The sequence below is a fragment of the Streptosporangium sp. NPDC023615 genome (assembly GCF_040640155.1).
In the GTDB taxonomy this organism is placed as follows: domain Bacteria; phylum Actinomycetota; class Actinomycetes; order Streptosporangiales; family Streptosporangiaceae; genus Streptosporangium.
Map to the genome: position 1 here is coordinate 72,847 of NZ_JBFABE010000027.1, position 13,859 is coordinate 86,705.

The 13,859-nt window shown below is 72.6% G+C and carries 11 protein-coding genes and 2 pseudogenes; 10 read left to right on the top strand and 3 right to left on the bottom strand.

The genetic code is table 11. The features are described 5' to 3' along the window. Positions 1-13 precede the first annotated feature (13 nt). From rplT to AB0G16_RS20350, 7 genes and pseudogenes are all read left to right on the top strand, one after another. Positions 14-397, top strand: a complete 384-nt coding sequence (gene rplT / locus AB0G16_RS20320; RefSeq protein ID WP_012892552.1) for a 50S ribosomal protein L20 — start codon at positions 14-16, stop codon at positions 395-397. A gap of 85 nt (positions 398-482) precedes the next feature. Further along, positions 483-1,319 (top strand): RNA methyltransferase, encoded by an 837-nt coding sequence (locus AB0G16_RS20325; protein WP_362806820.1) that lies wholly within the window; start codon positions 483-485, stop codon positions 1,317-1,319. 101 nt (positions 1,320-1,420) lie between these two features. Next, the gene (locus AB0G16_RS20330; RefSeq protein WP_362806868.1) at positions 1,421-2,458 is read left to right on the top strand and encodes an ATP-binding protein; all 1,038 of its coding nucleotides are present in this window, start codon (positions 1,421-1,423) and stop codon (positions 2,456-2,458) included. A 121-nt stretch (positions 2,459-2,579) separates the two neighbouring features. Beyond that, positions 2,580-3,629 carry a phenylalanine--tRNA ligase subunit alpha gene (pheS, locus tag AB0G16_RS20335; RefSeq protein ID WP_362806870.1) on the top strand — a complete coding sequence of 350 codons (1,050 nt, stop codon included), beginning with the start codon at positions 2,580-2,582 and terminating at the stop codon, positions 3,627-3,629. Beyond that, a pseudogene (locus AB0G16_RS20340) lies at positions 3,629-4,951 on the top strand (phenylalanine--tRNA ligase subunit beta); the annotation flags it as partial. The gene pheS and the pseudogene AB0G16_RS20340, both read left to right, overlap by 1 nt. Positions 4,952-5,104: 153 nt before the next feature. Next, positions 5,105-6,250 (top strand): annotated as a pseudogene (locus tag AB0G16_RS20345) (phenylalanine--tRNA ligase subunit beta); the annotation flags it as partial. 71 nt (positions 6,251-6,321) lie between these two features. Further along, positions 6,322-6,567: a hypothetical protein gene (locus AB0G16_RS20350; protein ID WP_362806823.1), complete on the top strand. Its 246-nt coding sequence runs from the start codon at positions 6,322-6,324 to the stop codon at positions 6,565-6,567. 28 nt (positions 6,568-6,595) lie between these two features. Here AB0G16_RS20350 and AB0G16_RS20355 read toward each other — a convergent pair whose 3' ends face one another. The 3 genes from AB0G16_RS20355 to AB0G16_RS20365 all read right to left on the bottom strand — a co-directional run bounded on the left by AB0G16_RS20355 (position 6,596) and on the right by AB0G16_RS20365 (position 10,486). Continuing rightward, entirely contained in the window at positions 6,596-7,231 is a 636-nt protein-coding gene (locus tag AB0G16_RS20355) for a Uma2 family endonuclease (protein WP_362806826.1), read from the bottom strand. A gap of 56 nt (positions 7,232-7,287) precedes the next feature. Next, positions 7,288-8,577, bottom strand: coding sequence for an MFS transporter (locus AB0G16_RS20360; protein ID WP_362806828.1), 1,290 nt, complete (start codon positions 8,575-8,577; stop codon positions 7,288-7,290). Positions 8,578-8,824: 247 nt separating this feature from the next. Beyond that, the gene (locus AB0G16_RS20365) at positions 8,825-10,486 is read right to left on the bottom strand and encodes a class I adenylate-forming enzyme family protein (protein ID WP_362806831.1); all 1,662 of its coding nucleotides are present in this window, start codon (positions 10,484-10,486) and stop codon (positions 8,825-8,827) included. A gap of 265 nt (positions 10,487-10,751) precedes the next feature. On the opposite strand from AB0G16_RS20365, the gene argC reads away from it, so the two are divergent. From argC to argB, 3 genes are all read left to right on the top strand, one after another. Beyond that, complete coding sequence (gene argC, locus AB0G16_RS20370; protein ID WP_362806834.1) at positions 10,752-11,774, top strand: N-acetyl-gamma-glutamyl-phosphate reductase; 1,023 nt, start codon at positions 10,752-10,754, stop codon at positions 11,772-11,774. Further along, positions 11,771-12,925, top strand: a complete 1,155-nt coding sequence (argJ, locus tag AB0G16_RS20375) for a bifunctional glutamate N-acetyltransferase/amino-acid acetyltransferase ArgJ (RefSeq protein ID WP_362806837.1) — start codon at positions 11,771-11,773, stop codon at positions 12,923-12,925. The genes argC and argJ overlap by 4 nt, the downstream gene beginning before the upstream one ends. Beyond that, positions 12,922-13,859, top strand: a 938-nt coding sequence (gene argB, locus AB0G16_RS20380; protein ID WP_362806840.1) for an acetylglutamate kinase, incomplete at its 3' end; no start/stop codon positions are given. The genes argJ and argB, both read left to right, overlap by 4 nt.

Consider the following 13,859-nt stretch of genomic DNA (forward strand, 5'->3'; position numbering starts at 1 on the left):
GAGATAGATACACATGGCACGCGTGAAGCGGGCGATCAACGCCAAGAAGAAGCGCAAGGTCGTTCTCGAGCGGGCGAAGGGCTACCGGGGTCAGCGTTCCAGGCTGTACCGCAAGGCCAAGGAGCAGATGCTCCACTCGATGACGTACGCCTACCGCGACCGCAAGGACCGCAAGGGCACCTTCCGCCGTCTCTGGATCCAGCGGATCAACGCCGCTGCCCGCCAGAACGGCATCACCTACAACAGGCTCATCCAGGGCCTGCGGCTCGCCTCCATCGAGGTCGACCGCAAGATCCTCGCCGACCTCGCGGTCAACGACGCCGCCACGTTCGCGACGCTGGTCGAGGCCGCCAAGAAGGCGCTCCCGGCCGACGTGAACGCGCCGGTCGCCGGCTGAGCGAGCCTGCTGAGCGAGGTACCGACGACGACGCGGCCCGCAGCTTCGATGCTGCGGGCCGCGTTCGCATTCTTGGGGGACGGGCATGGCCGGGTCTGAACTGACCAACATCAAGTCACCGCGGGTCAAGGCCGCGCGGCGGCTGACCAAGCGGGCCTTCCGGGACCGCGACCGTTCCTTCCTGGCCGAGGGGCCGCAGGCGGTCCGCGAGGCGCTGACGCTGGACGGCGTGGTGGTGGAGCTGTTCGCCACCGCCGAGGCCGAGGCGCGCCACGCCGACCTGGTCGCCGCCGCCGGCGCCGCCGGGGTGCCGCTGCTGCGCGCCAGCGGCGAGGTCATGGCCGAGCTGGCCCAGACCGTCACCCCGCAGGGGCTGCTGGCCGTGTGCCGCTTCGTGCACGTGCCCCTGGAGACCGCGGTGACGGCCGGTTCCACGCTGGTGGCCGTTCTCGCCCACGTCCGCGACCCCGGTAACGCCGGCACCGTGCTGCGCACGGCCGACGCCGCCGGCGCCGACGCGGTCGTCTTCACCGACGCCTCGGTCGACCCCTACAACGGCAAGTGCGTGCGCGCCAGCGCGGGCAGCCTGTTCCACCTGCCGGTCACCACCGGCGCCGGGGCCGCCCACGTCGCCGGGCACCTCAAGGCCTCGGGGCTGCGCGTGCTGGCCGCCGACGGCGCGGGCGAGCTCACCCTGGACGAGGTGGACCTGTCCGGCCCCACGGCCTGGATCTTCGGCAACGAGGCGTGGGGGCTGCCGCCGGACATCCTGGCCCTGGCCGACGAGGTCGTCAGGGTGCCGATCCACGGGCGGGCCGAGAGCCTGAACCTGGCGACCGCCGCCGCGGTCTGTCTGTACGCATCTGCCCGGTCTCAGCGCACCGATCCCGCCGGCGTCCGGCGACCGGCGTCCGCGGGCTGACCGGCCGTGCGGGAAACCCGCTATTGTCGGCCATGTAGCGTCGAGGAGGCGGGGTCGTGCACGGCGAACACACCGGTGGGCGGAGCGCCGATCCCGTGCCCATGATCGACGCCGACGAGCTGCCCGACGGCCTCGTGGTCACCGACGGGGACGGGCACGTGCTCACCGTCAACCGGGCCGCGACCCGCCTCACCGGGGTCACCCGCGAACGCGCCGCAGGGCGTCACCTGCGCGACGTCTTCTCCTTCCGCGACCAGGACGGGCGCGACTGGTGGAAGTGGCTCGACACCTACGGCGGGCTGCCCGGCCGGTCCCGCCAGCCCGAGCTGCCGCTGCGCACCCCGGGCGGGCAGGAGATGCTGGTGGCCGCCCGCCTGGTGCGCCGGCCCGAGCGGGGCGGCAAGGTCGTCCGGGTCGTCATCACGCTCCGCGACGCCGGCGCCCGCGCCCGCCTGGAACGCAGCCGCGCCGACCTGGTCTCCACCGTCGCCCACGAGCTGCGCTCCCCGCTGACCAGCGTCAAGGGCTTCACCGCGACCCTGCTGGCCAAGTGGACGCGCTTCACCGACGACCAGAAGCTGGTCATGCTGGAGACGGTGAACGCCGACGCCGACCGGGTGACCCGGCTGATCACCGAGCTGCTGGACGTCTCGCGCATCGAGTCGGGACGGCTGGAGATCCACCGCCAGGTGGTCGACATCCCGTCCAGGGTCTCCAGGATCATCGCGGGCCGGGTGGCCGCGGGCGAGCCCGGGGACCGCTTCGTGCTCGACGTGCGCGGCGAGCTGCCCGAGACCTGGCTCGACCAGGACAAGATCGACCAAGTGCTCGCCAACCTGATGGAAAACGCGGTGCGTCACGGGCGCGGTACGGTGACAATAGTGGTCGAACCGAGCGAATGGGGAGTTGCCGTGTCCGTCCGTGACCAGGGAGAGGGCATCCCGCCCGAGCTGGTCACGCGCGTCTTCCGGCAGTTCTGGCGGGGCAACGCCCGCCGCCGCGGCGGCACCGGGCTCGGCCTGTTCATCGTCAAGGGGCTCATCGAGGCGCACGGCGGCACCATCTCCGTGCAGCGCGGGCCCGAGGGCGGCGCCGAGTTCCGATTTATGGTGCCCACCGGCACCCCGGACTTCGCCTGAGCGCGGATGTCGGCCCGGTGGGCTCACCCGACTAGACTCATGGCCGCTCAAGCCCTGGATTCGGAGCCCTCTTGTGTCAAACTACGACCCGGTCGAGGTGACCCCGCTGCACGCCGACGAGATGGCGCGCATGCAGGCCGACGCGCTGGAGGCCGTCAAGGCCGCGCGTGACCTCGAAGAACTGAAGCGGGTGCGCCTCGCGCACGCCGGCGACCGCTCGCCGATCGCCCTGGCCAACCGTGAGATCGGCGTCCTGCCCCCGGCGGCCCGCGCCGAGGCGGGCAAGCGCATCGGCGGCGCCCGCAAGGCCGTCGCCGAGGCCCTGGCGCGGCGGCAGGCCGAGCTGGAGGCCGAACGCGACGAGCGGGTCCTCGTCGAGGAGACCGTCGACGTCACCCTGCCCACCGGCCGCGCCTCCCGGGGCGCCCGGCACCCGCTGACCACCCTGCAGGAGCGCATCGCCGACACCTTCGTGGCGATGGGCTACGAGGTGGCCGAGGGGCCGGAGCTGGAGGGGGAGTGGTTCAACTTCGACGCCCTCAACATCTCCACCGACCACCCGGCGCGCTCGGACCACGACACCTTCTTCGTGGAGTCCGTCGACTCGGGCAAGGTGCTGCGCACCCAGACCTCCCCGGTCCAGATCAGGGCGCTGCTCGGCAGGCCGCTCCCGGTCTACGTGATCTCCCCCGGCAAGGTGTTCCGCACCGACGAGCTCGACGCCACCCACACCCCGGTCTTCCACCAGATCGAGGGGCTGGCGATCGACGAGGGCCTGACCATGGCCCACCTCAAGGGCACCCTGGACCGGTTCGCCGAGGTCATGTTCGGCGAGGGCATCACCACCCGGTTCCGGCCCAACTACTTCCCGTTCACCGAGCCCTCCGCCGAGATGGACCTGCGCTGCTTCGTGTGCCGCGGCGCCTCGGCGACGCCCGGCAACCCGCCCTGCCGCACCTGCAGGTCCGAGGGGTGGATCGAGTGGGGCGGCTGCGGCATGGTCAACCCGCGGGTGCTCATCGCCTGCGGCGTCGACCCGGCCCGCTACAGCGGCTTCGCCTTCGGCATGGGCGTCGAGCGCACCCTGATGTTCCGCCACAACGCCGAGGACATGCGCGACATGGTCGAGGGAGACGTCCGCTTCACGCTCCCGTTCGGAATGGAGGTCTGATGAAGGTCCCGCTTTCATGGCTGCGGGAGTACGTCGATCTCCCCGCCGTCACGGCGCACGAGATCGCCGAGAAGCTCACCGCCGCCGGGCTCAAGCTGGAGTCCGTCGTCTCCCACGGCCACGACATCAAGAACGTCGTCGTGGGCGAGGTCGTCGCCATCGAGACCCTGGAGGGCTTCAAGAAGCCCATCCGCCACTGCCGGGTCGAGGTGGGGGAGGCCGCGCCGCGCGAGATCGTCTGCGGCGCGACCAACTTCGCGACCGGTGACCGCGTCCCGGTCGCGCTGCCCGGCGCGGTGCTGCCCGGCGGCTTCGAGATCGCCTCGCGCAAGACGTACGGGCGGCTGTCGGACGGCATGATCTGCTCCGAGGCCGAGCTCGGCGTGGCCGAGTCCTCGCCCGGCATCCTCGTGCTGCCCGAGGGCACCCCGATCGGCGCCGACGTGGTCGAGCTGCTCGGCCTGCGCGACGACGTGATCGAGCTGGAGATCACCCCCGACATCGGCTACGCGCTCTCCATCCGGGGCGTCGCCCGCGAGGCCGCCACCGCCTTCGGCGCGGCGTTCGCCGACCCGGCCGACGTCTCCCCGCCGGAGCGGGCCGGGGAGCCCGCCGGCACCGGTCACCCGGCCTCGATCGCCGACCCCTCGGCCTGCGACCGGTTCGTGCTGCGCGAGGTGCGCGGGTTCGACCCGTCGGCGCCGAGCCCGCTGTGGATGCGCGCGCGGCTGGCCCGCGCCGGCATGCGCCCGGTCTCGCTCGCGGTCGACGTCACCAACTACGTCATGCTGGAACTCGGCCAGCCGCTGCACGCCTTCGACGCGGCCAGGCTGACCGGCGAGATCGTGGTGCGACGGGCCCGGCCCGGGGAGACGCTGGAGACGCTCGACCACGTCACCCGCGCCCTCCACCCGGAGGACGTCCTGATCACCGACGCCTCGGGCGCGATCTCGATGGCCGGCACCATGGGCGGCCTGCACACCGAGATCTCCGACGCCACCGTCGACATCGTGATCGAGGCCGCCCACTTCGCCCCCAGCGGCGTCGCGCGCATGTCGCGCCGGCACAACCTGGTCAGCGAGGCCTCCAAGCGCTTCGAGCGGGGCGTCGACCGGGAGCTCCCGCTGCGGGCCTCCTGGCGTGCGGCCCGGCTGCTGGCCGAGCTCGGCGGCGGCACGATCGAGCCGGGCGTCACCCACGCCGAGGTGGACGTCGCCCCGGTCCGCATCGCCATGCCGAGCGCGTACCCGGGCAGGGTCGCGGGCATCGGCTACGACCGCGAGACCGTGATCCGCAGGCTGGAGCAGGTCGGCTGCGCGGTCGAGAGCCTCGCTCCCGGCTCCGTCCCGGACGGTTCCGGGGCGGGCGGTTCCGCGTCCGGCGCCTCCGGCGGGGGCGCCCGGGCCGCCGGCACCGCCGCCACCGGCGACGTCGCCGACGGCGGGATCGCCGCGAAGCTCGCGGTCACCGGTGACGACATGCTGCGCGTCACCCCGCCCTCGTGGCGGCCCGACCTGACCGACCCCAGCGACCTGGCCGAGGAGGTCATCCGGCTGGAGGGCTACGAGAACCTGCCCTCGATCCTGCCCGCCGCCCCGGCGGGTGCCGGCCTCACCGAGGGCCAGCGCCTGCGCCGCCGGGTCGGCCGCGCGCTGGCCGCCGCGGGATACGTCGAGATCCTCTCCTACCCGTTCAACGGGGAGCGTGACTTCGACGCCCTGCAACTGCCCGCGGACGACGCGCGGCGGACGGCCGTACGGCTGGCCAACCCGCTCAGCGAGGACGAGCCGCTGATGCGCACCACCCTGCTGCCCGGCCTGCTCAGGACGCTGGTCCGCAACGTGGGCCGCGGCACGGGCGACGTGGCGATCTTCGAGGCGGGACTGGTCTACCGGCCCTCCCCGGACGCGCCCGCGATCGCCCCGGTGCTGGGCGTCGACCGCAGGCCGACGCCCGAGGAGCTGGCCTCGATCGAGTCGGCGCTGCCGGCCCAGCCGTTCCGGATCGGGGTCGTGCTGGCCGGGGAGTTCGCGCCGTCGGGCTGGTGGGGCAGGGGGCGGCCGGCCGACTGGGCGGACGCCGTGGAGGCGGCCCGCGTGGTGGCCGCCGAGGCGGGCGTCACCCTGGAGGTCCGCGCCGACCGGCACGAGCCCTGGCACCCGGGCCGCTGCGCCGCCCTGTACGCCGCCGGCGAGCTCGTCGGCCACGCCGGGGAGTTGCACCCGCGTGTGGTCGAGGCCTACGGCCTGCCCCCGCGCACGTGCGCGATGGAGCTGGAGCTGACCCGGCTGGAGCCGCTGATGGCCGGTCCGCCGCAGACCCCGGCGATCTCCGGCTACCCCGTCGCGAGCCAGGACGTCGCGCTCGTCGTGGAGGCGTCCACCCCGGTGGCCCCGGTGGAGGCGGCGCTGCGCGAGGGCGCGGGCGAGCTGCTGGAGTCGATCCGGCTGTTCGACGTCTACACCGGCGCCCAGGTCGGCGAGGGCCGCAAGTCGCTGGCCTACTCCCTGCGCTTCCGGGCACCCGACCGGACGCTCACGGTGGAGGAGACCACCGCGGCCCGCGACGCGGCCGTGGCCCTGGCCGCCGAGCGCACCGGCGCCCGGATGCGCGGCGCCTGACCGGTTCACCAGGGGCCCGGGAGGAGTCCCGGGCCCCTTACGCCGTGCCGGATCCGGTCGGGGAGGGGACGATGAGGCACCTGCTGGTCTTCGCCGAGCGCGACGACGCCGACGAGGTCGCCGAGACCGTGGCCGGGGAGTTCCCGGCGCTGGACGCGCCCGCCGTGGTCAGGGAGACCCTCGCGGGCGAGGACGACGCCGAGGACGCCCAGTGGCTCGTGGTCGTCGAGGACCCCTCCGGGACGCTGCCGCCGGAGGCCGTGGCCCGCCTGGACGCGCTGGCCGAGGAGTACGAGGGCTGGCGCGAGACCGGCTGAGCGCCCCGGGCGGGGCGGCCCAGGGGTTCTAAAGCCGGTCGATCTCCGTCAGATCGACGTCGATCTCGAAGGGGGCCGAGACCTTGAGCCGGTCGCGGTGGATGCCGGTGAGCGCGTAGGACCGGGCGACCCGGTCGAGCTCGTAGACGTAGACCGCCGGCTTCCCCGACCGGTTCTCCACCAGCCAGAAGTGCTCGATGCCCGCCTCGGCGTACATCACCGGCTTGCGCTCGCGGTCGCGGATCATGGACTCGGCGGAGACGACCTCCGCGACCAGCACGACGTCCTGCCCCCGGTAGAAGGTCTGGTCAAGGCCCTGCTCGGCGGAGGCGTGGATGATGCTCAGATCCGGCTCGGGCCGCTGTCGCGCGCCCAGCACGACACTCATCCCCCGGCGCACCCGAAGATCTTGCGGAGCGGCCCGTCGAAGACCGGCCTCCAGGAGAGACATGGCGCGAGTGTGAAAAGGAGCCTGGGGACTCACGAAGACCAGGCTTCCGTCAATCAACTCTGTGTGTGCGGGCAAACGCGGAATGCGATCGAGGTCCTCCGCGACGAAACCCTCCGGCGGGGGGAACGCCCATGCAGGTAGAGAGGACTCCGTCATCCCGGTCATCTCGAGGCTCCGTACATCCGTCTCCGGGCTTCGTACATCGACCGTCATGCCCTCACAGTAGCAACGGGATTCCGCTCGGTGAGGATACTTGCCGGTGGTGCAGGTCAGGCGGTGGTGGCCTCCTCCGCGTCGGCGCGGCGGGCGCGTTCCCTGACCGCGTGCTCGTCGGTGCGGGAGTCGTAGTCGCGGAAGGTGGGCAGCAGCGCGGCCATCGCGGCCACCGCGCCCACGCAGAGCAGGCCGCCGACGCCCAGGGAGAAGCGGGTCCCGCCCAGGTTGGCCATCAGGCCCGCCCTGGCGTTGCCGAGCATCGGCCCGCTGGTGTAGGAGAGCAGCTCGATGCCGGCCAGGCGCCCGCGGTACTCGTCGGGGATGGTCTGGTTCCAGATCGTGGAGCGGAAGATACCGCTGATCATGTCGGCGGCCCCGGCCACCGCCAGGAAGGCGAAGATGCCCCAGACGGTGGGCATCAGCGCCGCCAGCGCCACCGCCACCCCCCACACGGCCGCCGCGACGATCACGCCGAGGCCGTGGCGGTGCACGTACCTGGTCCAGCCCGAGGTCACCGAGGCGATCATCGAGCCGACGGCCGAGGCGGAGAAGAAGAGCCCCAGCGCCTCGGGGGCGCCGAGCTCGTCGGCGAGGAAGGGGTAGAGCGCGGTGGAGAAGGCGAAGACCATCGCGGCGATGTCGACCAGGTAGGTGCCCATCAGGTCGGGGCGGCTCACCGCGTAGCGGACCCCGTCCACCAGCGCGCCGATCGAGGCCTCGGGGGCCTCCTCGGAGCGGGGCTGGGCCCGCACCGCCCAGAGCAGGACCAGGGAGAGCAGGAAGGTCACCACGTTGATCCCGTACGCCACCGCGACGCCGAACCAGGCCGCGATCAGGCCGCTGAGGCCCGGGGCGACGATGGCGCCCAGGTTCCACCGGAAGGCCGACAGGGCGGCCGCGGCGGTGAGCTGGTCGTGCCTGACCACGCGCACCATCAGGGACTCCAGACTGGGCCGCTGCAGGCTGCCCAGCGCCGCGGACAGCGCGCCGACCACGTACAGAACCCAGACCTGCGGCTCGGGGAGCAGCGCGTTGACGGTCAGGATCGCGACCGTGAGGCAGAGGCCCACCTCGGTGAGAAGAATGATCTTGCGTCGGTCGAGCGCGTCGGCGATCGCCCCGCCCCAGAGCCCGCAGACCACCATCGGGACGAACTCGGCCACGCTGACCAGGCCGACCGCGAGGTAGGAGCCGGTGAGTTCCTTCATCTGCAGCGGGACGGCGACCAGCGTCAGGAAGGTGCCGAACATCGTGATCATGCCGGAGCCGAAGAGCAGGCGGAAGTCACGGGAGTCGCGCAGCGGGCTGAGGTCCATCGACAGATGGCGCAGAAGGGTTTTCAAGGATCGATCAGGTTTTTCCGACACGGACAATCAGTCTCGACGCCGACCGACCCGGAGGCAAACGGTTTACGGCCGCCCGGCCGCCCGGCTGACCGGGGAACCGTCCGCCCGGCCGGGCGGTCCTCCGTGCGGTGACCGCCTCGGGTCGCCCGCCGTGGAACGACCGCCCGCCCTGCCGCCTGCCGCCCGCCTGCCGCCCGTCCGGAAGGCGGGCGGGCGGCTCGCGGCCCGGCGGGCGCACCGGGCCTCAGGGGCCCAGCACCTCCCTGCGCAGACTGGTCTTGAGGATCTTGCCACCGGGGTTGCGGGGCAGTTCCGTCTCGCGTACCCAGAACCTGACCGGCACCTTGAACGGCGCGATCCGCTCGCGCAGGAACGCCTGGAGCTCCCCGGGCGCCACCGGCGACGACAGGCGCACCACCGCGCCGACCTCCTCGCCCAGCTCGTCGTGGGGGATGCCGATCACCGCGGCGTCCTGCACGGCCGGGTGCTCGAACAGGGCGGCCTCCACCTCGGCGCAGTAGACGTTCTCGCCGCCGCGGATGACCATGTCCTTGGCCCGGTCCACGATGAAGACGAAACCCTCCTCGTCCATCCTGGCCAGGTCGCCGGTGTGCAGCCAGCCGTCGACGAAGGTCTCCGCGGTGGCCTCGGGACGGTTCCAGTAGCCCAGGATGACGTTGGGGCCGCGCACGCACAGCTCACCGACCGCGCCGGGGGGCAGCTCGGCGCCGAGCGGGTCGGCGATCTTCACCTCGACCACGGCCATGGGCAGGCCGATGCTGTCGGGCTTGGCGAGGTAGTCCGCGCCGGCGTTGCTGATGGCGAGCGCGGTGGTCTCGGTCATGCCGTACCCGTTGGAGGGGGCGCGGCTGGGGAGCTGCTCGGTGATGCGCTCCAGCAGCTTCGGCGGGGCGGGGGCACCACCGTAGCCGAGGGCGCTGAGGCTGGAGACGTCGTACTTCTCCAGGTCGGGGTGGGACAGGAGCTGCCAGACGTTGGTCGGCACGCCGGTGAGGCCGGTGATCCGCTCGCGCTCGATGAGCTCCAGCGCGCGGCCCGCGTCCCACTTGTACATCAGGACCAGGCCGCCGCCGGTGAACATGGTGGTGGTCATCACCGCGAAGCAGCCGGTGACGTGGAACAGCGGCACGGTGAGCAGGGTGACGCGGCGCTGGCCCGCCGCCGCGCCCGGGTCCGCGCCCGCCCTGAGCATGACGCGGTACATCCCGTAGGCGACGGTCATGGGGGACTGGCCGAGGTTGCGGTGGCTGCCCAGGGCGCCCTTGGGACGGCCCGTGGTCCCGGAGGTGTAGAAGATCGTGGCCGGGTCCTCGGGGGAGAGCTCCACCGGCGGGGGCGTGGCGTCGGGGGCCACCTCGCCCAGCACGTCGGCGAACGAGCGGGCTCCCTCGGGCACCTCGCCGCGGGTCACGATCAGGGCGGGCGCCACGCCGGCCACGCCGGACGCCCGCTCGGCGTCGGCGATCAGCACCTTGGCCCCGGAGTCGGTCAGGCCGTACTCCAGCTCCTGCGGGGTCCACCAGGCGTTGAGCGGCACCGCGATCGCCCCGGCGGCCAGCACGGCCGAGAAGGAGACGACCCACTCGGGGTAGTTGCGCATGGCGATGGCCACCCGGTCGCCCTTGGCCACGCCGTACTCCTCGGCCAGGCGCCGCGCCAGGGTGGAGGCCCGCCGGTAGTGCTCCTCGTAGGTGATGTGCTCGTCCTCGTAGGTGAGGAAGACCTTGTCGCCGTGGAGCCTGCTGATCTCCAGCAGCGCCCGGAAGTCCTTGGGCGCGTGTTTCCAGGTCTTGACGGTCCCGCCGTGGCTCGTGACCTCCTCCAGCTCGAAGAGTTGCCCGGGACCGGTGAGCTGCGCCTGGACGTGGTCATGGCTGATGGTCATGCGTTCTACTCCCCGAAGCGGAGGGACCGGTGACGTCACGATACCGACCGGTAGGTACGTGCAACAGAGCCGGAACATCACCGGTCGTCCCTAGACTCGAATTGCAACGGAAAAAAAGACCTTTTTAGGCTATTTGTACCTTTTTTAAGACGGGCAGGGCGTGTGATGTCCCTGAGGAGTTGCATGGAAATCCCGGGACATGCATAATCTCTCTAGTAACTTCATGAGCTCCACTGCATGAACATACAGCCACCGAGGGGGACGCATGAGAGCGGCGATCGCGGGTGCCAGCGGCTACGCCGGAGGTGAGCTCCTGCGCCTGCTGCTCTCCCACCCCGGCATCGGGATCGGCGCCCTGACCGCCGCCTCCAGCGCCGGTACCGCCCTCGGTGCCCACCAGCCCCACCTGGCCCCGCTGGCCGACCGGATCCTGCTGGAGACCACCCCCGAGCACCTCGCGGGCCACGACCTGGTCTTCCTGGCCCTGCCGCACGGGGCGTCGGCCGCGGTCGCCGAGTCGCTCGGCGACGCCACCCTCGTCGTCGACTGCGGCGCCGACTTCCGCCTCTCCGACCCCGCCGCCTGGGAGCACTTCTACGGCGGCGCCCACGCCGGCACCTGGCCCTACGGTCTGCCCGAGCTGCCCGGCCGCCGCGAGGAGCTGCGATCCGCCCGGCGGATCGCCGTCCCCGGCTGCTACCCGACGGCCGTCACCCTGGCGATGTTCCCGGCGTTCGCCGCCGGGATCGTCGAGCCCGACGTGGTGGTGGTCGCCGCCAGCGGCACCAGCGGGGCGGGCCGCGCCCCCAAGCCGAACCTGCTGGGCAGCGAGGTGATGGGCGCGGCCAGCGCGTACGGCGTCGGCGGCGTCCACCGGCACACCCCCGAGATGGAGCAGAACCTCTCCCTCCTGGCGGGCGGCCCCGTCACGGTCTCCTTCACCCCGGTGCTGGCCCCGATGAGCCGCGGCATCCTCGCCACCTGCACCGCGCCCGCCGCCGACGGCCTCACCCCCGCCGTGCTGCGCGAGGCCTACGAGACCGCCACCAAGGACGAGCCGTTCCTGAGGCTCCTCCCCGAAGGGCAGTGGCCCTCGACCTCGATGACCCTCGGCGCCAACACCGCCGCACTCCAGGTCGTCCTGGACGAGCGCGCCGGCCGCGTCATCGCCGTCGTCGCCATCGACAACCTGACCAAGGGCACGGCCGGAGGCGCGATCCAGAGCGCCAACCTCGCCCTCGGCCTGCCGGAAGAGCTCGGCCTTCCTCTCAACGGAGTCGCCCCATGAGCGTGACCGCCCCCCTCGGCTTCCGGGCCGCGGGCATCGCCGCCGGAATCAAGTCCGGTGGCGCCCGCGACCTGGCACTGATCGTCAACGACGGCCCCTCGCGCGCCGCCGCGGGCGTCTTCACCGTCAACCGGGTGAAGGCCGCCCCGGTCCTGTGGTCGCAGCAGGTTCTCTCCGGAGGGCGGGTGCACGCGGTCGTCCTCAACTCCGGCGGCGCCAACGCCTGCACCGGCCCGCTCGGCTTCCAGGACACCCACGCCACCGCCGAGAGGGTCGCCGGCGCGCTGGGCGACTCCGCCGGGGAGGTCGCGGTCTGCTCCACCGGGCTGATCGGCGACCGACTGCCGATGGACCCGCTGCTGAGCGGCGTCGACCTCGCGGTCTCCCAGCTCGCCAGGGACGGCGGGACGGCCGCCGCCGACGCCATCCGCACCACCGACACCGTCTCGAAGATCTCCTTCCGCAAGGGCGAGGGCGGCTACATGGTCGGCGGCATGGCCAAGGGCGCCGGCATGCTCGCCCCCGGCCTCGCCACCATGCTCTCGGTGATCACCACCGACGCCGACCTGCCCGCCGAGCGGCTCGACGAGGTGCTGCGCAGGGTCACCCGGGTCACCTTCGACCGCCTCGACGCCGACGGCTGCATGTCCACCAACGACACCGTGCTCCTGCTGGCCAGCGGAGCCTCCGGCACCGTCCCCGACCTCGCCGAGTTCGAGCAGGTCCTGCTGGCCGTCTGCGCCGACCTCGCCCGCCAGCTGATCCTGGACGCCGAGGGCGCCTCCAAGGCGATCGCCGTCGAGGTCGTCGGCGCCGCCACCGAGGACGACGCCGTGACCGTCGGCCGTGCCGTCGCCCGCTCCAACCTCCTCAAGTGCGCCATCCACGGCGAGGACCCCAACTGGGGCCGGGTGCTCTCGGCCGTCGGCACCACCGACGCCGCCTTCGAGCCCGACCGGCTCAACGTGGCCATCAACGGCATCTGGATCTGCCGGGGCGGCTCCGTGGGAGACGACCGCTCCAAGGTCGACCTCACCCCGCGCGACGTGACGATCACCGTCGACCTGTCCGCGGGACCGCACACCGCCACCGTCCACACCACCGACCTCACCGCCGCGTACGTCCACGAGAACTCGGCGTACTCCTCATGAGGCGCGCCGAGGCCCTGACCAAGGCCGCCACGCTGATCGAGGCGCTGCCGTGGCTGGCGACCTTCCACGGCGCGACCGTCGTCATCAAGTACGGCGGCAACGCCATGACCGACGAGGGGCTGCGCGAGCGGTTCGCCGAGGACGTCGTCTTCCTGCGCTACGCCGGGCTCAAGCCGGTGATCGTGCACGGCGGGGGCCCGCAGATCAACGCCCAGCTCGACCTGCTCGGCATCGAGTCCACCTTCACCGCCGGTCTGCGGGTCACCACCCCCGAGGCCATGCGGGTCGTCAGGATGGTGCTCGTCGGCGAGGTCAACCGCGACGTGGTCGGCCTGATCAACCGGCACGGGCCGTTCGCGATCGGCATGTCCGGGGAGGACGCCCACCTGTTCACCGCGGTGCGCAAGCACGCCCTCGTCGACGGCGCCGCCGTCGACATCGGCCAGGTCGGCGAGATCGTCAACGTCGAGGCCGGCGCGGTGCGGGCACTGCTGGACGACGGGCGCATCCCCGTGATCTCCTCGGTGGCGCGCAGCGACGACGGCACCGTCTACAACGTCAACGCCGACACCGCGGCCGCCGCGCTCGCCGTGGCGCTGGGGGCGTCCAAGCTGATCGTCCTGACCGACGTCGCGGGCCTGTACCGCGACTGGCGTCCCGACGCGGGCGAGGACGAGATCATCGAACGGCTCTCCGCCGGCGAGCTGGAGAAGCTCCTGCCCACCCTGTCAAGCGGCATGATCCCCAAGATGGAGGCGTGCCTGGCCGCCGTGCGGGGCGGCGTGCCACGGGCCCACGTGCTCGACGGCAGGGTGCCCCACTCGGTGCTGCTGGAGATCTTCACCGACGAGGGCGTGGGGACCATGGTGCTGCCCGACCTGCCCGACCTGCCCGACCTGCCCGACCTGCCCGACCTGCCCGACCTGCCCGACCT